Here is a 21,601-nt window from a genome sequence, read left to right as displayed (position 1 = left end):
TATGGAAGCCGTTATTGAAACACCACCACAAACCCAGAAATCGAACCGGCGCCATGATCTGGATTGGCTCCGGGTGATTGCGTTTGGGTTACTGATTCTGTTTCACGCGGGCCTATTCTTCAGCCATTGGGATTGGTTTATCAAGAACAATGTAGTCAGCTATTCGATCAATTACCCGCTGATGTTCCTGATTCAATGGCGTATGCCGTTGCTGTTCATGATCTCCGGGGCAGGCGTGTACTGGTCGCTGGGCAAACGATCGGCGGAAACCTTCGTGAGTGACCGTACTAGTCGGCTTCTGCTTCCGCTGGTGTTTGGCGTGTTTGTTCTGGTGCCTCCGCAGATCTACATCGAGCGGCTTACGCAGGGCAATACGTACTCGTACGCCCAGTTCTACCAACAGATGCTGACGTTTGACCTCTATCCCGAAGGGAATTTTGGCTGGCATCACCTGTGGTACCTCGGTTACATTTTTGCGTATTCGCTGGTCGGTTTGCCGATTTGGCTCCAGCTTCGGAAGCCGTCGGGTAGACGGCTAACCGCCAGGTGGGCTCATTTTTTCAATAACCCGTTCTGGCTGATCGGCATACCGGTCGGCTGGTTTCTGTTGGGGGAGTTATTAAACCTACCAGAAAATGAGCGTGGGTTTGTAAACGACTGGAAGACCCATTTTCGCTATTTCAGCTTCTTTGTATTTGGCTATATTCTGTGCAGCCAGCCCCTGTATTGGGGCACACTGAGCCGATACCGGCGCTTGCTGCTAAGCGTTGCGGCTGTATCACTGGGGGGGCTGCTGGTCTTTTACTGGGCGAACTGGCATGAACTGGCAGGGGCCGAAGTGGTTGTTTACGCGGCTATTCGGGTTACTAATTACTGGTGCTGGCTGTTGACCTTCTTCGGGTACGCCTACCAGTATCTGAATTTCAGTAACCGGTTCCTGCGCTATGCCAATCAGGCGGTTTATCCATTCTATATCCTGCACCAGACCATTTTGCTGATTGTCGGCTACTACCTGGCTCCGCTCGCCTGGCCCTGGCAGGTAAAATTTCTGGTCATGATCACCCTGACGTTCGGCGGCTGCTGGGTGATTTACCACGTTCTGATTCGCCCCTTTCGGTTTGTTCGCCCGTTTTTCGGGGTGAAGTGAAGCTGTTCTGTTCCGGGTACGAGCGATCAGCCGGCTGTCCATTGCGATAAAGGGTCACCAGCTTCCGGAATACTTATTTCAAGGGCAATGGTTGCTCTATAGTTTCTCAATTTCAATATATAACTCGCTTATCAACTATGAAACGCTTCAAACATTGGTTGTACGTATTACTGTTGCCGCTTAGTCTGTCGGCCGGGTTTGTCGCCTGTAAGAAAGATGCGGTCCAGGATGACCCCCAGCCGCAGGCTGTAACCATTAGCAGCATTGACCCGGTTACCGCCCCGGTGGGCAGTACCATTGCCGTCAACGGTACAAATTTTAGCGCAGCACCCGGTAGTAACACCGTTACGGTTGGGGGCGTAACGGCTACCATTGTCTCGGCTTCGCCTACACGCCTGGTTGTTGTTGTGCCCGATAGGGCGACCAACGGACCAGTAGGTGTTGTGGTTGGGGAGCAGACGGTGCAGAGTACGAACGTGTTTACGGTAACACCTAAATCCGCCAAGCCCGTTGTGGAAGTACAGGGCACTACGTTTGCGAACCTGAACTGGACAAAGGGCAATGTCTATCTGTTGAGAGGGATGGTCTATATCCCGGCCGATTACACGCTGACAATTGAACCCGGAACCGTAATCAAAGGAGCCGGGCCGGAACAGGACCCGACCGGAAAAGGCTATGCTGGTACGTTGATTGTTGAACGGCGCGGAAAAATCATGGCCGTGGGTACGGCGGCTCAACCTATTGTTTTTACCTCGGCAAAACCCGCCGGCCAGCGGAATTACGGCGATTGGGGCGGAGTGGTTCTAATTGGGAAGTCGCCGATCAACCAAAGTGCCACAACGGCAAACCCCGGTGGTGTGCGCGGCACGGTCGAACACTATGGCGAGCCACTCGACAATTCCGGTACGTTGCAATACGTGCGTATCGAATACGCCGGGGCCGCACAGCCGAACGGATCAACTGCACGGCTCAGTGGGTTGTCGATGTATGGGGTCGGCAGTGCTACTGCCATTAACCACGTTCAGGTATCGCACAGTGGCAGCGACGCATTTTCCTGGTTTGGGGGCACCGCAAATCTGAAGAACGTAGTAGCCTATTACAGCTTCGACGATGATTGGAGTGCTGATTGGGGATACGTAGGCAACCTGCAGTTTGGACTGGCCATGCGAAACCCCGAAGTCGCCGATCAGTCGGGGTCAAACGGGCTTGAACTAGAGAATTTTGACTCAGCAGCTACCACTGATGTAGCGCCGGTTACGTTGATAAACGGACTTACGCGGAACTTCCCTTTGTTCGCGAACATCAGCAGTTTCGCATTTAGTGATACGCCCGTTACTACGAACAGCGTCAAGGGAACAGGGGCGTATCGGGCGGGATTATCGCTGCGCCGGAACGCGTCCGCTTCGATCTATAACTCGCTGTATTATGGCTATCCGGAAGGGGTTAGACTGGAAGCCGCCAGTACGGCCAGTGGCCTGACAAACGGTATGATCGATTTGAAAGGAATTGTGCTGGCCAACGTCTTAACCCCGGTGGTAGGCGTCGGGGCCATAACGAACGAAGAGGCTAACGCTTACTTTTCGGCCGCTGGCCGGGCAAATCAGATCGTTCCGACATCCGCGCTGGCGGCATTACTGGTATCTGGCTTCACGAGTACTACGGCACCCAGTTTTGCGCTACAAGCCGGATCACCCCTGCTGACGGGAGCCGTGGCGGATGACAAGTTGAACAGTTCGTTCTTTGTATCGACACCGTACCGGGGAGCGTTCGGCACGGAAGACTGGACGAAGGGCTGGACAAATTTTAATCCGCAGGCAACCGATTATGATAAGTAAGCGGATTAGGTTATTGTCGTAATCGGCAGAACAAATTAAACGGGCGAGGTGGGCTTATGCAGCTTACCCCGCTCGTTTTTCAGTTGGTGAGGAGCTGATTATACGCCTAGTTTCTGCCGGACCAGGCTGAGCCAGATGGCCCGGCCTTCGCACGTCCAGTGGGTGTCGCTTTTCAGATACGGCGACGGCGAAGCTTGCTTAAAGGCTCCATACGTATCAATCGTTGGAATTTGCAGATTCGGGTGCTGCTGAACGCGCTCGATCAAGTGGTTATACGGCGCCCGATTGGGTTCCACAATGCTCGCTTTATTGGGTATAATCGACAGATAAACTTCATCGAAACCGAGCTGGCGGTAACGGGCCGCCACCGAATTGACACTGTCGATCAGCGTATTGACCTCATTGTCCGGGAGCCGCGAATAAGACGACAGGGCGCTGGACGTATCCGTGTCCGAGTTTATAAAAATGTGTTGCTGATCGCGTGATAGGCTGACACCTGTACTCCACCGGTTAAACCAGTTCAGGGTGAGCTGAGCCTTCAATTCCTTAAACCAGAACGCCCAGTCCTGGCTGAACAAGGCCGATTGCAACCGTTCTTCCATGTCGGTTCGGTGCAGGTCGTTATACAACCGACGGTACCACGATTGGCGGGGAAGCGGGTGTTGAGCCGTGTCGGGTACGACGGTCAGTTCACGAACCGGACGCGCGAAAATACCGCGAAAATGGCGCTCGACCGTTTCCAGAATGAGTACGTTCCGTTTTGTGGTGTCGAGCTGGGCCCGTTGCGTAAAGTCCCATTTTACCCGTTGAAAATGACTCACCCGAAAATCGCTCCGGCTAATTCGCTGCTCTTCCGAAAAACTGTCGCCAATGATGTACAGGTGGGTAGATGCGGTATCACTGGCCCGGTTCGAGGTCGGGCAGACAGGCTGGGGTAACTTGAACTGGGGTAATGCAGAAATGCGGTACAGATCACCGTACCGATAGTCATCGACGATGACATTGATCTGGTAAAGCCAGTGAGCGACGGTCGATGACAGACCACCTGCCCACAAAACGAGCGCGAACAGGAGGACGCTATAGCGAAGAATACGCATACGTAATACAAACTAATGGACTGCGGTTAGCAAACTTACCGCAATCGGATACTAAATACCTGCACAGCCTGTTTAGCGCTACTCAGAATGTATAATTCGTTCGTGCGCTCGTCGAACTGTAGGGCAAGGGGAAAGTCACTCGGAATCGGCCGATCGCCAACGATACGTCCGTTGAGGTCGTACAACGTCGTGAAACTACCGGATTTCACGCTGATCAGTTCAACGCCAGCGCCGAGTCGGTGGTAACGAACGTTGTTACGACCCGATTGCAGGGCGCGTACATCAAATCGGCGCTGCCCCTGCTGATCCAGAACGGCAACTTCGGTGTCGGTGGTACGTAGCAGCAGCCAGTTGGTTTGTTCTTCATCCGGAAACAGGCGGAACGATCCGCTACGTACCGGCCGATACAACTGCGTACGTTTGGCAATCAGGCCGTTCAGGTTTAAGGTCAATAACTGGCCTTCTTCGCTGATGGTGTGAATGGTTTGAAGTCCCACCGGCAGCAGAGCCGGGCCGACGAAGCGAATCTCGGGCTCTTCGATACTGCTCCGTTCAATTCGGGCCGGAAAATGAGGAAGCTGAGTACCATTCTCGCGCCAGTGATTCAGTCGGCCATCGGCCTGAATGGCCAGCACCTCCATGCCCGTTGGTTTGTTGATGACCTGAAACGGCAACTGCAATGGCCCTTTATGGGGAGGACTCAGGAGTCGGACAAAGGTTCGCCGTTGGCGGTCAAGGGCGTAAATGTGACCTTCTTCGTGCGCGGCCAGCGCCACCAGATTCCGTTGCTGACTCCCTCGCGGACGAGCCAGATACGTAACGTCAAGACCCTTAGGAAGCTGAATACTTTGCAGACGCACCTCGTTTCGCCCGTCTGGGGTAAGACCAGGGTCTGCTATATACAACCTCCGATCGGTCATGAATAAATACTGGAGCCGACCGTTGTTCAGAAAGTCAACCGCCAGGGCGTTGCTGCGGATTGGCCCGGCAATCGTATCCTGCACAATTTTTTCGCCTTCGGGGGTCACGAGTACGAACTGCCCGGCATTGGTTTGCGCGTAGAACTGCGGAGTGGCATCACTCAGGCTACCCGCCACTACGGGTGCTGAAATCAGGGCGTTATTAAACTCCGTCTTTTTTTGCAGCAGCAGCTTGTTGAGCACGGCTTTGCTGGCCCGGCGGGTGGTACGGCCCAGAATCACCGTCGACTGAATATTTTCATTGCCGTAGCTGGCCTGATACGCCATGTTCTCCAGATTCGCCAGGGCCGCCTGCGGTCCGGCCTGACCCAATAAGTTCTGCCAGGCGACAGGCCAGGTTTTCGGTACAGTGGTTTGGGTGCGGTTCAGGCGGGCAAATGCGGTGAAGTTGGCCGGACGCAGGGTCGACTTTACCAGTTCTGCCTGCCGTTCGTTTGAAGTCCAGACGGCTCCGCGCTGCATCTGCTGAAGATATTCCTGCATGGCATCTTCGCTGTTTGCCACGATCAACGATGAGCCGTGCTGCGTAATCCAGCTCTGCGAAAATCCCGAGAACAGACTGCTGAACAAGGAAGCCGGTAACTCGGACACATTCAACAACAAAATCTTGTGGCCGAGAAATTCTTTTAGCGGAGCAGGCGCTGTCGCTCCAATCCGATACGCTACTTTTTGATAAGCACTCGTCAAGGCTTTACCATCTTTTGCCGTCAGAATGAGCACCTGCCGAAGCGCATTCGTTGGTGACTCCATCCGGCACAACATAATATCGCTTCCTAATGCCTTATATAGGTCGCCAGTAGCGGGTTGAATCTGATCGAAGCGTCCACGCAGAAAATCGCTGGATGCAGAGCTAAGCAGCCGACTCAACGACCGGCCAAAGCGAGGAGCATCGCTAACGGCAATGTGGTAAAGCGTAGCCGTCGTTTGCGGAATTAATTCGGCATGTTGAATACGCTGTGGTGTCTGCCCCGCGAACAAAGCGGCTACGTCCCGGCGGGCACCGATCTGGTCAACGGCGTAACCAATCAGGTGGGAGCGAGAGGCCGAGGGGCGGAACTGCAAATTCAGTTCCTCCGGTAAGAAAAGCCGTACCAGCGAACCCACGTTGCTAAATAACGATTGAAGAACCTGCGGACGAACCGACAGACCGGCCAGGTGATCGGCGTCGACTCGAAAATCGGGTTCATCCTGTGAAAGCTTCAGCGACTGGTGCATTCGCTTGGCTACGTTCTCGGTCAGAATGCCCGAAGCGCTGCCAATCAGAAAATCGTCCGTCAGAATAAATGACCCGATGGGCTCGTTACCTCGGGCAACCAGATCGAGAATTTTTTCGCCGGAAAAGGTATGATTGAGTACCCGGTACTGGCGCGGGTCCGGATTGGTAAGCTGGTCAATAAAAGGCTGATCCTGATCCGAAATCGGTATATAGAAGATAAAATCGAGCCGCGTCTTCGAAACGGGATGCAGCGAGTAACGGATGTTCCGTCGCTTCACAAAGCGGAGTACACTAACCGAGTCGGCCGTTGCGTACAGAAAGCGATCGAGCCGCTGCCGGGCTTCGTCGAAGATCGGCATTTGCCGCAGCGAAATCTCGGTTCGCAGGGCTCGGGCCGAAACCGTATCCTGCAACCGGTCGCTGGCCAGCACGAGCAGCGCACCGGGCGGCACTAATGACCCAACCGAAGGGGCTGACGCAAAAAAATAGCGGTAGCCCAGCCAGCTACCAATCAGCAGCGCCACTAAGCCAATACCAATTCCAATGCGTTTCGTAGCCAAGGCAAAAGGGTCTGTAGTTTTAGCCGGATCGACGGTGCTGTTCATCGGTAACGTTCGTGGTTTATTGGCCTACAAACTACGAATCGCACCGGCGATCCGGCCCAAATTACAAACTAACTCTTATTTTCCCCACATCGCATTCGCCGTTTCCGGGAATGGCATGGTTAGTTCGGGGACGTTGGCGGCCACGCGGTTCGCCCATTCAACCCCCTGCATAAGCGAATGGTCCTGGTTGCTGACCTCGTATTTCCAGGCACCGAAACGTCCCCGAGAATAGATGCCGAACGGCTCCAGTTTTGGCAGAACAGCCTTCAAAATCGCATCGCGCTCGACGGAAGGCGTCGGATAGCCGTAGTCAAACGCCATGTGCCAGGTCGAAACGATTTCGTCGTCATCCTGAATCAGCTTGTCTTCTTTCAGGGCGCGAATGGTATCTTCAATCAACGTCTCGCGGTTCACCGGTTTAGCCGACGATTCGCTGGTTTCGGTCATTAGTGACCAGTTCTGGTTAATGTCCGGAACGTTGTTGGGGCTGTAGTTTGAGAAGACGGTTACGCGGTAATAAGGGCTGTTGTATTCCGGGAAATACATCCAGCACATGGTTTTCAGGCTTTCTTTGGGTTGCCCTTTCAGCCCAACGCCCACTACGTTGGTCGATGAATGTTTCAGACCCTGCGCTGTTTCGATGGTCTGCGAGTCGAGTCCTTCCACCTTGCGGGTGAATATATCGAGCGGCACGGTACTCATCAGGTATTCGTAATTGATCTCTTCGCCACTCGCCAGAACGATCTTTTTCTCAGGCCCGATAACTTTTTCTACCGTAGCGTTGAGCTTCACGTACTCGAGGCCGATCAGGTTACCCACAGCTTCCCAGATACTACCGGTACCGCCCTGCTTTGGAAACTTGAACGTACTGTTCGGCCCCCACGAGAAATCGTCCTGATTGAAAATAATATTTTTGGTGACGCGCTGAAGGTCCGTTACGGCAACCCGCTCGCCAACCCAGACCGCGTTCATTTCTTCCGGCGGGAACGCCCATACTTTAAAGTTGTAGGGAAACATAAACGTTTCCGCCAGACCCGGACCGAACGTCGCCAGAATCCACTCGCGGAAGTTGGCGGGTTTCTGATTCGTCGGAAATTTATAGTTGTGGATAATACCCTCCAGGCACTTCCACATCGTTTCGGGCTTAAGGTATTTAATGTTGTTCTGGAACGGGTAGGGGACAAACCGATTTTCGATCCAAACCCAGGATTCGCGCTGGTGACTGAGCCAGCCATCCTCACCCAACGCCTTAAGCATCAGGTCGTCAAAGTACTTATAATGCGAAAACTGTACGTGCCCGCCTACATCCCACGTAAACCCTTTATCATCAACGAAGCTCTTGGACAAGCCACCGATGCGATTTTCTTTTTCCAGGATGATGAAATCAGTAATGCCTAATTCTTTCAGGCGGTAGGCCGCTCCAAGTCCTGTCGGCCCAGAGCCGATGATAACGTATTTATAATTCATGATTGTGAGCCCTAACCCCATCGGGGCTTTTTAACGAAGAGTCATACCACTGTTGGGGACAGCAGGTTTATTTTAAGCCGCTACCGGTTCGGGCGCTTTTAACGCTTTCATCTTGTCGCTGAGATCAAAGCGGAACTGCGCTAACTCCTTAAAGCTTTGAATGCACACCTTCAGCAGCTTCCATTTAAGAATCGACACCGTACCAGTCAGCCGTTCTTTATGCGTAATTGGGATGTCGAAGAGGTTGCAGCCTGCTTTCTTGGCCATAACGGCCAGGAAAATGTTCGGCGCAAAAGGAGTGGGCGTTGGAAGCTGAGCCAGCAGCTTGCGCAGGAACGTACCCCGAATGAGCCGGAACGGAATGTTGCTATCCATGATATACGTACCATAGATAAACGCAATGCTGAGTCGCAGGATGCGCGTAATTATCAGTCGTGCCGGGGCATCATACCGCTCTTCGCGGTAGCCGAGGATAAACGGTGATTCGCGTCGTTTATCCCAGAGCTTCTGGAAGTCCTCGGTAACGAACTGGTCGTCGCTGTCGGTCTGGAAAACGTATTCCGAGTCTAACGCAACGGCCTGGCGATAGCCATTCACAACGGCGTTACCGTGACCACCGTTCGGCTGATGCACCACGATTAATTTGGGATAACGCGCTTTGATCTGATCGAGAATGGCACCGGTATTGTCGCGTGAGCCGTCATTGACGACAATCAAACGCGTATTTTCGGTAGGAAACTGACGGGTTAGTAAATCGGTCCACTGCTTGACAACAACTTCAATAACTTCTTCTTCGTTGTAAGCCGGCATTACGATTGACAGCAGGAGGCTCATGCAGTGTACTTTAGGTGGTTGGCGATACGTCGGTTGATGACCAATAGTAAAGGAAAAGCTGAACAATTCCTTTAGTCCGACGTAGATTGTTCTTGCCTAATAAACACCACAAATATACGTAATTGTTATGGGTACCCACTGTATAGGAATAGGACTTTATTAACCGGGAACGCATACGGATGACCCAGCCGCTTTATTTAATTGCAAATAAGCACTATCGAATGATGTTGATAAAGAACGACTGATTAGAGAATGGGGCAAATAGCTGTTCTGTATTTCCAATACGTTCCTTCCGGATACAACGACAGTTCAAACCCCATACCTGGCAAATACCAGATCAGTACGAGTAGCGATCTTTGAGACTGTTAATTGGTTTTTCAATCAGGAACCAGGAAACGGTGGCAATGGCGACTGTCAGGGCTAGATAAAAGGCGAACTGGAACACGTATGAACTGTGCAGAAACGGCAGGACGTCCGTAATCCGTCGCCAGGCACGTACCGTGAAATGCGTGGGCTGGGTATGATAGACGTTGAATACAAAATTGTGGAATAGATACAGCCCGTAGCTGATGCGGCCCATATATTGACTGACCGGATTTTCGAGCAGCCATTTTATCGGCCCCGTAAAGCCCAGCACCGCCCGGCCAATCAGGAAGAAACCAATTAACGACGCGGCCAGTCGCTCCCACACATCCGACATGATGTTGTGATGACCCGGTAAACCGGTAACGTCCGGGATAGCCGGTAATTGCTTATTCATCCAGGCGACAAACGCCAGGGCAATAATGCTGAGCCAGAGCCAGAGGGTAGGGGTAAACACCCGCTCAAACCGGTTTCGCTGGTATAGCCACCAGAAGGCCATAATCGCGCCCAGCCCAAACGAATCGAGACAGGCGGGCATGGTTACGTACCCGATGAACCAGGGCATCCGGGCGCGGTAAAGGACGTATCGTAAGGCAACGGCACCGATAATAAGTAAGGCGGCCGTGAGCGGAACCCACCGCCGGGGCACAAAAAACAGAACCAGTGGGAAAAATAAATACACCTGCTCTTCTACCGCCAGGGACCAGAGGTGGTCGACTGTCCCCATCCAGGAGGTATAATAAGCCATGTATATGTTCGTGGCATACAAGGCCAGCCAGGCAAACGTTCGCCTAACGGGCGGTTCGTTGATGGCGTACAGGACAAACAGCGTCAGGTAATAAATAGGGAAAATGCGGATGGTACGGCGCATGTAAAAAGTTTTCAGGTACGTTCCTAAACCGCCGTTTGGCTGACTACTCAGCTTGTCTTTACTCGAAAGCAGAATCCGGGTAATCAGAAAGCCACTCAACACAAAGAAAATCGTAACGCCCAGTGCGCCGAGGGGTAATTCCACGCGCCCCGCCATCCAATGGTCGAACAGGACCAGCCCAACGGCAATGAACCGGATCCCATCTAATTGTTTGAGGTGGTTCAGCGTTGGTCGGACAGATGTTGTTACGGGCGCGTTCGTTTGCATGATGAATGGTCGTGAATAAAGCAGTTCGTTGGTCTGAACCCATCAGGTCGGGTAATTTTGAAAGCCCCCCGGCCCGATGTGCATTACCAGTTCTTTTTAGTTGTGTCTACAGGTTGCCCTTCCGATACAATCGTTTGATTCGTTGGATGTAGGTTTACCTGCGTAGTGCCGTTGATGGTTAGTACAAACAATTGATACGTACCCGCTTCGAGATCCGCTTTGGGAATCGTCGCGTCGAATCCGGTCGCGAACGAGCGTGATGGAATCAGGCGGGCCTGAACAGGGGATGTCTGATGTTGCCATACCGGAAACAGATACGTCCGCTTGGTCGATCTGGCCAGTACGTAGTTGCCTCCGTTCCGTAGTGGCTGAGCCTGGGTTTGGTTATCCGTTACGTTAAAACTGGCTGCGGTTACCGTTACGGTAACGGGCACTGGCTTCTGCTGACCAGCCCTGAAAAGTACAGGAGCCATCCTATCGTAAAAAGCGGGTTCTGGTTGGGTATAGCGTTCGGTAATCGGATCAAGTTGGGCTACCGGACGATTGGTCGTATACGTCCAGTTGAACTGACTGGTCAGCAGCCAGTCGCGCCACCAGCTCGTTTCGTTCAGGAACGAGTAGTAGGAAAGCCAGGCCAGAAGCAGCCCGCCGATGTATCCAGCAACGCTTGTCCACCGTTGGTACTGAGGCTGAAATTGTACGACCGCATACGTATACAGTAAGGCCAGTAACGTCAGCGAATAGATTTTGTACCGGCTCGTTATCAATAAATCGGCTCCGAAGCCGGTTCGGGCCAGTGCTACTATGGCCGCCGTTCCCAATATAAATGCCGCACTACACCAGAAGAATAAGACAACAGGCGCCAAAGCGGGGCTATTTGGTGAACTCAACGAATGACGCGTGAACCGCTGGCGAAACTGACGGGTCAGTGGGAGCCAGTTTGACAGCACCTCCCAACCCATGCTGATTAACGTAACAACGACCAGTAGCCCACCGAGCAGTACGCTGTTCTGGAGCGTTCGCCCAATGGGAAAAGCTTCGGCCGATGCACCCACCACCGCAAACCAGCCTTTTGTTAAGTCGAATACACCCGGCCGAACGTAGGCTATACCGCCGGGTTTTTCAAACCGGAAAAAATATAGTCCAATGACGAGAACAGCGCTCAGCGTCCAGATCACTATCGGCTGGCGGAGTCGGAGTTGGCGAAACGGCATCCGTTTAACGGGCGCGGGTTGCAGCAGCAAGAGCACAAAACCGAGTGGCCACACCAGTAAGCCATTGCCACTAGTGAGCGTAGCCAGTACGGCCGAGGCAATGGCTAAACCCAGCCGGTTGGTATAACTCAGGAGGTAGAACGCGCCTAACACCCACAACACAACTGAGAAGTTTTGCAGGGCGGCCATGCCCCAGAACATATTTTCCCACTGCGACAGATTGAATAAAAATAAGGCGATCGGCACGGCATAAAACATTGACCGATTGTCCCGCCGTAAAATGGCGATGAACAGGAACAGCAACCCAACGAGACTAAGGTTGCCGATCAGCATCAGGTGGGTGTAATTCAGTTTGCCGAACAGCCAGTAATCGAGCGCAGTAATAACCCGGTCATACACAATGCGGTGCTCGTTGTGCTGACGAAAAAGCTGATGGAATTTGCCGGATAAGGTAGTTTCCTGATCCGAATAATACAGAAAAGCCCGTAGCGCATGATCGTCCCACTTAGGAACATTGACCGCATATTGCTGCCAGATCAGCCCGAACGCCACGACGGGAATTGCCACCAGAATCCAGGGCCCCGCCGTCTGCCACCCCCCAACGCGTGAACGCTGACTTAGAGCAGTAGGACGAGTATAAACGGATTGACTACGAGGCATCATCGGGTACAAATGGGCTTAATAACGGTATTTGGTGCCTTCGAAGTCGAAGAGTACGACCCGCGAACCGGTTTTTCCTTTCACCAGAATAATCTGGTCGGTCTGCGTCGTATCCAGGCGTTGGTAATACGTAGCGTCTTTCGGTAGGTACAGGTTCGTGTACTGCGCATCCATAATGGAATGAGTGCTGTACGTTTTTTCGATCTCGTCGCGGGGGGTTGTGCGCGCCGATGGATACAGGATCGTGTCGCCAGGCGCGTACGACTTAATGATCCGTTCGGCCGCCGTCATGTACGGATTCGCAATCCGGTAGCGACCGTAATAGGTATATTTAGGCGATTGGTCTTCGTAGATTCGGTACAGCAGATCGCCGACAAAATAGGTCTGAATAGCCAGCACAACGCCTAGGGTCAGGCGGAGGTAAGCCGGTTGTCGGAAAATCTGCTGCACCGCGATACCCGCCAGAATGATGGCATAGGGAAACGAGAAGCTGGTGTAGCGCTGGGTGATGCCATAGGTGTGGCCGTTCCGGAAAGCCATGACCAGAATAAACAACGTTGGCAGAATACTCAGCAGGCCGATAAATACTAAAAAATGGCGTTTGGAGCCAACCGTGGTCTGGCTGGCCGCCTGGTAAAACAGATACACAAATAAAGGAAACGCGGCCGCTACGATTAACCGGGGAGACGTAACGGTATACAATGGAAACGCAGCTACCAACAGCAGTGGTACGGCCACTTTAATCCATAGTGGGGTGGCTTTGATCCGTTCCGACCAGTGAACCAGGCCTACTGCCAGTGTGCCGAATCCGAGGGCGAGTACCAGGTTTCGAAACGCCAGCGTCTCGTTCGACAACCCGTTGGTCAGCAGAAATAAGTCGCTGGTAATAGGGATCATTTTTTTGACAACGTTCGCGAGCGTAGCGGGCAGAATAATGCCGAACCCATTATCGTAGGGATTCGTGTACGCCAAACCCCGGTAGAGCTGGGCCTGGTAGGCCATCGTCATAAAGATATATTTTCCTCCCCCGAAAACGAACCAGGGCATAACCAGCACCAGGGCCGACACAAACCAGGTTATCGCCAGGCCTAAGTACGTCTGCCAGTTTCTGACGTACAGCAGTAGGTACAGACCGTGACAAACATAAACCAGCGCCCCGAGGTAGTGGCCCAAGATGGTCAGCGCAAAGCACAGGCCGTAGCCTATATAAAAACCGATTGGGTGCTTTCCTTCGGCTCGCTTATCCAGGATTCTGAGGAAAAGATACGTAGCGAGTAACGAAACGAATATCGTGGTGCAGTAGCTGCGGGCCATGTGGCTGTAGGAAATGAAAAACGGCTCCACAGCCGCCAGTAAGGCGCATACTAAGGCGAGTGGCTTCGATCGCAGGTAGCGGCTAACCAGTAAATAGATGATGCCGACGATGAACGTACTGAATAAAACGGACGGAAACCGGATCGAAAAATCGCTGATGCCAAACACCTCGATCCAGCCCGACAGCATGGCCGTGTACGCAGGGCTATTGCTGATGTCGCTGCGGATGATGGCTTCGTTATAATCGCTAAGCGTTTTGGGTTTCCAGAATTCTTTGGGGGTAAAATACATTTTGCCCGGTGTAAAGAAGACATCCCGCTGATTGGAACCTTCCAGCACGACGCCCTGTGTGCACACCAACGTCAGCTTTTCGTCAAGGTAAATGCCATGGACCCCCGACTTGTAAAGCCGCAGCCCAAAGGCAAATAGCAGAATGACGAAAATGGTGATGCGTGAACGACTAATGGCCGTAAAAAAACCAGAACGATGGTCGTTCATTGGGCGGTCAGTAACGAGTGAATTCGGCATACAGGCGCAAAGTAAGCCAGTGCCTGCTGGTTTTACAATTTCAGGATGGTGAATTCTACCCGCCGGTTCAGTTTCCGTTTCTCTTCCGTCTCGTTACTGGCAATGGGTTTGCTGGGTCCCCAGGCTTTCGTCTGAATGCGGGTTTCGGCGATGCCTTTGCCGGTCAGGTACTCTTTTACGACCCGGACCCGGTCAGCCGCCAGCTTCATATTCGGCTCCCAGTCGCCCTGATTATCCGTATGGCCCTCTACCAGAAGCTCCATAGCCGCGTACTTCTCCATCATCGCCACCACCCGGTCCAGCTCAACGTTGGCACCGGGCATCAGCTCGAACTGGCTCTGCTGAAACAGCACTTCACGCATCACTATTTTCTGACCCGGCTCAATTTTAACCAGGTACAGGTTACGTTTGATATCGCGAAACCGTTTGTCTTTACTCAAGTCAAGCGTCTCGGTAGCCGGGAAATAGCCTTCTTTACGGGCCGTCAGGGTATACGTTTTCTGGGTGGGTAAAATGATCTTGTATTCGCCGGTCTCCGGACTATACTCGGCTTTGGCTACATCTTTCTGTTCACCTGACACCCCCGAAACCACCTCTGAGGCAACTGGTTTTTTTGTCTGAGCATCCAGCACCTGGCCCGAAATAATGGCCACCGGATCGGGCTTGATCGCCGGGTATAACTTCAGGCGAAAGATGTCATCTTCGCCCATTGAGCCGTCCCGTGAGCTGAGGTAGGCGTAATCGCCCGAAGCTGGAATGGTAAAATAACCATCCCACTCGGGAGTGTTGATGGCGGGCCCCAGATTTTCGGGCTCGCTCCAGTTGCCCCACGATTCATCGAGCCGGCGGCTGACGAAGATGTCGCCGTTTCCATAACCCGGATGACCCATCGACGTAAAATACAGGGTGCGGCCATCGGCAGCCAGAAATGGCGAACTTTCAGCATCAGCAGTGTTGATCATTCGACCCAGTGAAACCGGTTCCGACCAGGTCCGGTCCGACTGTTGCAGCGAAACGTACAGGTCACGATTACCGCGGCTGTCCCGGCGCTGAACCGCCAGAATGATGGCCTGTCCGTCCGGCGAAACGCAGAACTCCAGCTGATTTTGCTCGTGCAGATTGTAGTTGTTGGCAATCTTGCACTCAGCGGGCTGCGACCAGCCTGCCTTAGTCCGGATGGATTTTGAGATACCAAACGTTAAATCGCCGTTCGGATGATACACGTTAATCAGGTAGGCGGTGCGGCCATCGGGAGCCATGCCGCTGATGGCGTTGTCGCCCGTGGTATTGATCGGCGCGCCAATATTTACCGCTTCGCTCCAGCTGGGGGGAGTGCCCGATGCGCCTGATTGAAGGGTCGAGAACCAAACGTCCTGATGATCAGGAGATCCTAGGTTGGCTTTGTTGTAATTGCGGGTAAAATACAGGGTGCGGCCATCGGGGGAGATCACCGGAGCCACTTCCTGGCCGACGGAATTAACCGTTTTTCCCAGGTTTTCTTTCTGAATGTCTTTAGGAATATTTTTCGATACGTTGATGGCAACCGAAACGGGTTTGGTATCCTCAGAAATGCCGATCGCATCAATCTGGTTCATGCCCTTGAGGGCCGCTCCGTTGATGAACACTTTCACCTGCTGGCAGACGTAGCCCGAATCTTTGGGGAAGATATGCAGCAGCGGATCGGGTCGTGACTGGGTGCCGGTTGCCTGGTAAACCGGGTGTTCGGTTCCTTTCTCATCAATAACGACCACCTTGATTACGGCTCCGGGATTAACATTTTCGGCAACCACGATCTGGCGGGCACGTACTGGTTTTCCGAAACCAACCTGAATCCATTCGTCGGCTGTTCCGTCCGGATAAAAGGGCGCCCAGGCACAGGGCGTTTCGCCTAGTTGCGGCACTTTACTCGGACGGCCCAGCGCCTGCGAAGCTTTATACTGTTCGCCGGTTACCTCTCCTTTTTTCTCCGATGATACCCCTATAACCTGACTCGCCCACTGAACGGTCTGGGCCGAACCACCAGTAGTAACATTCAATAAGCTGATGCAGAGTAATAAACGTAGTAGGCGCATAAACTTCACTCGACAAACAACTCTAATTTAAGCAGCATGCAGAACTATTGCAATGAATAATGATGAATGGTAAGCGTTCCGGCATTCAGGCTAGTTGGTCATCACCCGGTATTCCCAGGGCTTCAACGTAACGGCCATATCGGGTTTTAACTCCACCGACCGGTGACTGAAAACGTCCGTGTAGATTCCCACGAAACCGTCGCCCGCCAGTTGAAAGTTCTGCGTCTTATTACTCAGGTTCAGCAATACCACAACCCGGTCGGAATCACGTTGCCGCTGAAAGGCGTAGATCTTGTCGTCGTGGTCAGTGGCAATCTTCTCCACTTTGCCACCGGCCAGCCCGTTCCAGAGCGCGCGATTCCGGTGTTTCAGCGTCAATAGGGCCTTGAAGAAATTACTCTTTTCATACGTACCCCAGGCAATCGTGTCTTTCTCAAAAAATGCCAGGCGCTTGTTCAGATTGGACTCCATCCCATTATAAACGAGTGGCATGCCTTCCAGCGTACTGCTCAGGACAATAAAGGCGTCAGCGGCCGGGCCGAAGGATTCCGCCAACGTACCATTCCAGGAGTTTTCGTCGTGATTCTGCGTGAAAATCATCTGGTAATACCAGGCGGGGAAACGCTTCTGATTGGCGTCGCGTACAGAATCGATTTTGTCGGCAGAACGCGCGCCTTTGGCTACGGCTCTCATCATGGTATGCATACCCCAGGCATAGTTCATGTTGAAGCAGCTTTTAAACTGATCGGGTTCGTCTTCCCACTCCGACAGCATGAATACGGTTTTAATTTTATCCAGTTCGGGGCGAAGCTGCGCCCAAAAATCGTTGGGAACAAAGCCCGCTACGTCGCACCGATACCCGTCGATGTCACCTTCTTTCAGCCAGTATTGCATGGCTTCGATCATGCCTTTGCGCATGTCCGGGTTGTCGTAGTTTAGGTCGACGACGTCGCTCCAGTCCGTAGGCTTTCCGGTTTTGGGGTCGATGGGCGCGGTCATCTTGCCGTTCACCTGCGTGTACCAGTCCGGATGTTCCGTTACCCACACATGATCCCAGCCCGTATGGTTTGGCACCCAGTCGAGAATCACCCGCAGGCCTAAGGCGTGGGCACGCCTGACCAGCGCTTTGAAATCGGCCAGCGTGCCGTATTCCGGATTAACAGCTTTATAATCGGCAACGGCGTAGGGGCTGCCGAGTGTTCCTTTTTTGTTTTTTTGACTGATGGGATAAATCGGCATCATCCAGATGATGTCAACCCCCATTTCTTTCAGGCGGGGGAGCTGCGCTTCAACGGCTTTGAAGGTTCCTTCGGCCGAAAACTGGCGGGTATTTACTTCGTAAATAGTGGCGTTCTTAGCCCATTCGGGCGAGGGGGGGGCGGTCGAAGCCGTTGTGTCGGATGGAGATGTGGTAGGTGGAGATTGATTCGATTTATTGTCGCGACAGGCCGTTGTTAGTACAAACGCACTGAGCACAACGACCAGCATGGATTTCTTCATAGGTAAGTTCTTGTTAATGAACCTGGATTAAGCGTTTCGGTCTGGGTTAGGCAATCAATGGCGAACGGCTATTTTTCAACTGCCGGATGGCCTCCGACGGATTGTCGGCTTTGAACACCGAACTTCCCGCCACTAATATGTCGGCGCCGGCCGCGAGTAGGGCCGGCGCATTACTCTGGCTAACCCCTCCATCAACTTCGATCAGGGCCGACGACTGATTGGCGACCAGGAGGTGTTTTAATTTAGCTACTTTCTGAAGCGTATGCGGAATGAACGACTGCCCGCCGAAGCCTGGATTGACCGACATAATCAGCACTACGTCGATCTGCTCCAGTACGTCTTCCAGGCCCGATACCGGCGTGTGCGGGTTGAGTGCAACACCAGCCCGGCATCCCAGCTCGCGAATGCGGGTGAGCGTGCGGTGCAGATGCGCACAGGCTTCGTAGTGCACGTGAATGACGGAAGCTCCACCTTCGGCGAAAGCGTCGATGTACCGGTCGGGCTCAGTAATCATCAGATGCACGTCCAGCGGTTTCTGACAATGTTGACGCACGGCTTCCAGTAGGGGAAAGCCAAAGGATATATTTGGGACAAATACGCCGTCCATTACGTCGAAATGCAGGTAATCGGCTTCGCTCTGGTTAATTAGGTCAAGATCACGTTGCAGGTTTGCAAAGTCGGCGGCTAACAAAGAAGGAGCGATCAGGGGCTGGCTCATAGATAATAGCGGCAGTTTAACGAATGAACTTTGCAGGTAAGGGCTGTAAACGGCGCTTATTTATCCTGTAAAAGTACATTTTTTTAGAGAACCAAGAAACAAAACCAAGAATGGCTGCTTAGTACACCGAATGGGCTTGACCAGCACCGGCGAATTGGTCATTTTGCCTTCCGCTCGTTTTCTTTGCAACAGATTGCCGCTTTATAATTATGACACCACAGGAACGTATCGTTGAGTTAACCAACCAACTGAATTATTATAATCACCAATATTATCAGAACAGTGTCTCGGAAGTCGATGACTTTACGTTCGATCGGCTGCTGGCTGAACTTACTGAACTGGAAAAGCAAAACCCGGAATTCCGGCGGTCCGATTCACCGACGTTACGGGTAGGGGGTACGGTGAGTAAGGAGTTTGCGACGGTATACCACCGGTTTCCGATGCTGTCGCTGGGCAATACGTACTCGGAAGAAGACCTGATTGAGTTCGATAATCGCGTTCGCAAGGGACTGAACGGGCAGGAATACGAGTACATCTGCGAGCTTAAATTCGACGGCGTAGCGTTGAGTATGACCTATGAGAATGGATTGCTCGTGCAGGGCGCTACGCGGGGCGACAGCGTCCGGGGCGACGATATAACCCATAACATACGTACCATTCGAACGGTGCCCTTGCGCGTCAATGCGGCTGAGGTTCCGGCTCTCTTCGAAGTGCGCGGGGAAGGTTTTTTACCGTTGGCCGAGTTTGAGCGAATTAACAAAGAGCGCGAAGACATTGGCGAGCCCTTACTGGCCAATCCCCGGAATGCTGCGTCGGGTACGTTCAAGCAACAGGATTCAGCGATGGTTGCCAAACGGCGGCTCGATTGCTATCTGTATTCATTTCTGTCGGAACCGGAAGTGTTTCAAACTCACGAAGAGAGCCTTATTGCCCTGAAAAAATGGGGATTCAACGTATCGCCCACCTGGCGGAAATGCGCCGACATCCGGGACGTAATGCTGTACATTAACGAGTGGGAAACGAAACGCTTCGACTTGCCCCTGGGCACGGATGGTATTGTGATCAAGGTGAATCGGTACGATCAGCAGCGCGAACTGGGTTATACGGCAAAGAGTCCGCGCTGGGCCATTGCGTTCAAATACAAAGCGTTGGCCGCCAGCACAACCCTGAATGGCATCAGCTACCAGGTCGGCCGGACAGGAGCCGTAACGCCGGTTGCCTTACTGACCCCCGTGCTGCTGGCCGGAACGATCGTTAAGCGAGCGTCGCTGCACAATGCGAACGAGATCGAGCGCCTGGGCGTCATGCTGCACGATACGGTGTATGTCGAAAAAGGAGGGGAGATTATTCCGAAGATTACGGGCGTCGATCTGAGCAAACGGACGGGACAAACCGAGCCGATTGTCTACCCAACTACGTGCCCGGCTTGTGGCACTCCCTTAATCCGGAAAGAAGACGAGCGGGGTGCGGCCCAGGCGCATTTCTACTGCTCGAACGAAAAAGGCTGCCCACCGCAGCGGCAGGCGCGGTTCGAACACTTCATTCAGCGCCGGGCTATGAACATCGAGAGCCTGGGCGAAGGCAAGATTGAGCTGCTTATCGAACGTGGGCTGGTACAGACCCCCGCCGATCTGTATGACCTGACCAACGAAAAACTGCTGGGTCTGCAAAAAACATACCCGGCCAGCCCGGTTATCAACGAAGACGGTTCCGAAGAACCGGGCAAAGCGCGCACGGTGAAGTTTGGTCAGAAAACCGTTGACAATATTCTGACCGCCATCGAACGCTCGAAAGCGCAGCCATTTTCCAGCGTGCTGTTTGCCCTCGGTATTCGGTACGTTGGAAACACCACCGCTGAGCGGATAACCGACTATTTCGGATCGATGGATGCGCTGATGAACGCTTCGCTCGAAACACTCGCCAACGTACCGGATGTCGGCCCGCGGATTGCGCAAAGTCTGGCCGACTGGTTTGCTGATGTGGAGAATCGGGAGCTGGTCGAGCGACTCCAGGCGGCTGGGTTGCAGATGGTCGGTCAGCGTAAGGTCGTTGAGGCCGAGAGTGATTCCTTAGTGGGTAAAACGTTTCTTTATACCGGTACCTTTCAGCACTTCAGCCGCGAAGAATTGGAAGACCGTATCGCAGCTAACGGTGGTAAAGTCCTCAGCGGCATTTCGAAAAAACTCAACTACCTGATTGTCGGCGAGAATGCGGGTCCATCTAAAATCGAGAAAGCGCAGAAACTGAACGTAACGATGATCGGTGAAGACGAATTTATGGCGATGCTCGAAGTATAAATTTATCGGGGCTGAATGGTCTGTAGTATGCCTAACACTTCGCTGTGTAAATTAAAAGTATACTGTATACTCAGGGATTGTTTCAACACACCTCCATGCACATCCTTTAGATACACTACGCCCAGTGCCTGCGGCTCCTTAGTAAAATAGAAAACGGCCTGAAGCTGATTGTCGCGCATGATAGCAACGGCTTGATCGAGCACAGTATTGGCAAGTGTCAGGGTTGGTGGATAAGATACTGACGGATAAGGGATGGGTATTGCAGGTCCATACGGGCTACAGCTGAGTGAACTACAAAATGAGTAGGTAAAAGTCGCCTGTTTATCCATTCGGTTCTTAACAAAGACTGGCCCTTCAAACCCAACCATGCCGTTCCCCTCGTATCCGGGCGGAAACTGAATGGAGTAGTCTCCGTTTAGTGGTTCGGCTTTCCTATGGGGATGACTGGCCACCGTGAGCGTGGAACTGGCCGGATCAGGCAAGCCGATGTCTTTTTTACAACCGGCGGCAAAAAGCAGTAGGAATAAAGCGAGCCGTTTTTGCATACACATATCTTTCTTCCCAAGACCCGTCAGCATCCGTGCGGGTTGTATCAGGAGAACCAAAATTGACGAAG

The 21,601-nt window shown here is 52.8% G+C and carries 14 protein-coding genes; 3 read left to right on the top strand and 11 right to left on the bottom strand.

Annotated elements, in window-relative coordinates:
* Window position 1: 1 nt before the first annotated feature.
* Entirely contained in the window at window positions 2-1,147 is a 1,146-nt protein-coding gene (locus tag ACYVBJ_RS25195) for an acyltransferase family protein (RefSeq protein WP_460985053.1), read from the top strand.
* A gap of 137 nt (window positions 1,148-1,284) precedes the next feature.
* On the top strand, window positions 1,285-2,982 hold the full coding sequence (locus tag ACYVBJ_RS25190; RefSeq protein ID WP_460985052.1) for an IPT/TIG domain-containing protein: 1,698 nt from the start codon (window positions 1,285-1,287) through the stop codon (window positions 2,980-2,982).
* A 98-nt stretch (window positions 2,983-3,080) separates the two neighbouring features.
* Here the strand turns inward: ACYVBJ_RS25190 and ACYVBJ_RS25185 are convergent, their stop codons facing one another.
* The 10 genes from ACYVBJ_RS25185 to rpe form a co-directional block, all read right to left on the bottom strand.
* Window positions 3,081-4,079, bottom strand: a complete 999-nt coding sequence (locus ACYVBJ_RS25185; RefSeq protein WP_460985051.1) for a hypothetical protein — start codon at window positions 4,077-4,079, stop codon at window positions 3,081-3,083.
* A gap of 35 nt (window positions 4,080-4,114) precedes the next feature.
* The gene (locus tag ACYVBJ_RS25180) at window positions 4,115-6,880 is read right to left on the bottom strand and encodes a hypothetical protein (RefSeq protein WP_460985050.1); all 2,766 of its coding nucleotides are present in this window, start codon (window positions 6,878-6,880) and stop codon (window positions 4,115-4,117) included.
* Window positions 6,881-6,955: 75 nt separating this feature from the next.
* Window positions 6,956-8,347 (bottom strand): protoporphyrinogen/coproporphyrinogen oxidase, encoded by a 1,392-nt coding sequence (locus tag ACYVBJ_RS25175; RefSeq protein ID WP_460985049.1) that lies wholly within the window; start codon window positions 8,345-8,347, stop codon window positions 6,956-6,958.
* 72 nt (window positions 8,348-8,419) lie between these two features.
* Window positions 8,420-9,181: a glycosyltransferase family 2 protein gene (locus tag ACYVBJ_RS25170; RefSeq protein ID WP_460985048.1), complete on the bottom strand. Its 762-nt coding sequence runs from the start codon at window positions 9,179-9,181 to the stop codon at window positions 8,420-8,422.
* 337 nt (window positions 9,182-9,518) lie between these two features.
* Window positions 9,519-10,682 carry an acyltransferase family protein gene (locus ACYVBJ_RS25165; protein WP_460985047.1) on the bottom strand — a complete coding sequence of 388 codons (1,164 nt, stop codon included), beginning with the start codon at window positions 10,680-10,682 and terminating at the stop codon, window positions 9,519-9,521.
* Window positions 10,683-10,765: 83 nt separating this feature from the next.
* On the bottom strand, window positions 10,766-12,559 hold the full coding sequence (locus ACYVBJ_RS25160; protein WP_460985046.1) for a hypothetical protein: 1,794 nt from the start codon (window positions 12,557-12,559) through the stop codon (window positions 10,766-10,768).
* 15 nt (window positions 12,560-12,574) lie between these two features.
* Window positions 12,575-14,368, bottom strand: a complete 1,794-nt coding sequence (locus ACYVBJ_RS25155; RefSeq protein WP_460985045.1) for a glycosyltransferase family 39 protein — start codon at window positions 14,366-14,368, stop codon at window positions 12,575-12,577.
* A gap of 62 nt (window positions 14,369-14,430) precedes the next feature.
* On the bottom strand, window positions 14,431-16,470 hold the full coding sequence (locus tag ACYVBJ_RS25150; protein WP_460985044.1) for an OmpA family protein: 2,040 nt from the start codon (window positions 16,468-16,470) through the stop codon (window positions 14,431-14,433).
* A 90-nt stretch (window positions 16,471-16,560) separates the two neighbouring features.
* On the bottom strand, window positions 16,561-17,970 hold the full coding sequence (locus ACYVBJ_RS25145) for an alpha-amylase family glycosyl hydrolase (protein WP_460985043.1): 1,410 nt from the start codon (window positions 17,968-17,970) through the stop codon (window positions 16,561-16,563).
* A 46-nt stretch (window positions 17,971-18,016) separates the two neighbouring features.
* A complete protein-coding gene (gene rpe / locus ACYVBJ_RS25140; RefSeq protein WP_460985042.1) occupies window positions 18,017-18,688 on the bottom strand; it encodes a ribulose-phosphate 3-epimerase in 672 nt (223 codons plus the stop codon).
* A 209-nt stretch (window positions 18,689-18,897) separates the two neighbouring features.
* Here rpe and ligA point away from each other — a divergent pair, with 209 nt between their 5' ends.
* On the top strand, window positions 18,898-20,985 hold the full coding sequence (ligA, locus tag ACYVBJ_RS25135; RefSeq protein WP_460985041.1) for an NAD-dependent DNA ligase LigA: 2,088 nt from the start codon (window positions 18,898-18,900) through the stop codon (window positions 20,983-20,985).
* 2 nt (window positions 20,986-20,987) lie between these two features.
* On the opposite strand, the gene ACYVBJ_RS25130 is transcribed toward ligA, so the two are convergent.
* The gene (locus tag ACYVBJ_RS25130; protein WP_460985040.1) at window positions 20,988-21,590 is read right to left on the bottom strand and encodes a hypothetical protein; all 603 of its coding nucleotides are present in this window, start codon (window positions 21,588-21,590) and stop codon (window positions 20,988-20,990) included.
* Window positions 21,591-21,601: the final 11 nt, after the last annotated feature.

The sequence above is a fragment of the Spirosoma fluminis genome (assembly GCF_054778895.1).
This window is presented reverse-complemented; position numbering and strand designations above follow the sequence as displayed.

Excerpts from the sequence above, each read along its gene's own strand:
- ACYVBJ_RS25195 (WP_460985053.1), top strand. The coding sequence starts at position 2 with ATGGAAGCCGTTATTGAAACACCACCACAAACCCAGAAATCGAACCGG.
- ACYVBJ_RS25190 (WP_460985052.1), top strand. The coding sequence starts at position 1,285 with ATGAAACGCTTCAAACATTGGTTGTACGTATTACTGTTGCCGCTTAGT.
- ACYVBJ_RS25185 (WP_460985051.1), bottom strand. The coding sequence starts at position 4,079 with ATGCGTATTCTTCGCTATAGCGTCCTCCTGTTCGCGCTCGTTTTGTGG.
- ACYVBJ_RS25180 (WP_460985050.1), bottom strand. The coding sequence starts at position 6,880 with ATGAACAGCACCGTCGATCCGGCTAAAACTACAGACCCTTTTGCCTTG.
- ACYVBJ_RS25175 (WP_460985049.1), bottom strand. The coding sequence starts at position 8,347 with ATGAATTATAAATACGTTATCATCGGCTCTGGGCCGACAGGACTTGGA.
- ACYVBJ_RS25170 (WP_460985048.1), bottom strand. The coding sequence starts at position 9,181 with ATGAGCCTCCTGCTGTCAATCGTAATGCCGGCTTACAACGAAGAAGAA.
- ACYVBJ_RS25165 (WP_460985047.1), bottom strand. The coding sequence starts at position 10,682 with ATGCAAACGAACGCGCCCGTAACAACATCTGTCCGACCAACGCTGAAC.
- ACYVBJ_RS25160 (WP_460985046.1), bottom strand. The coding sequence starts at position 12,559 with ATGATGCCTCGTAGTCAATCCGTTTATACTCGTCCTACTGCTCTAAGT.
- ACYVBJ_RS25155 (WP_460985045.1), bottom strand. The coding sequence starts at position 14,368 with ATGAACGACCATCGTTCTGGTTTTTTTACGGCCATTAGTCGTTCACGC.
- ACYVBJ_RS25150 (WP_460985044.1), bottom strand. The coding sequence starts at position 16,470 with ATGCGCCTACTACGTTTATTACTCTGCATCAGCTTATTGAATGTTACT.
- ACYVBJ_RS25145 (WP_460985043.1), bottom strand. The coding sequence starts at position 17,970 with ATGAAGAAATCCATGCTGGTCGTTGTGCTCAGTGCGTTTGTACTAACA.
- rpe (WP_460985042.1), bottom strand. The coding sequence starts at position 18,688 with ATGAGCCAGCCCCTGATCGCTCCTTCTTTGTTAGCCGCCGACTTTGCA.
- ligA (WP_460985041.1), top strand. The coding sequence starts at position 18,898 with ATGACACCACAGGAACGTATCGTTGAGTTAACCAACCAACTGAATTAT.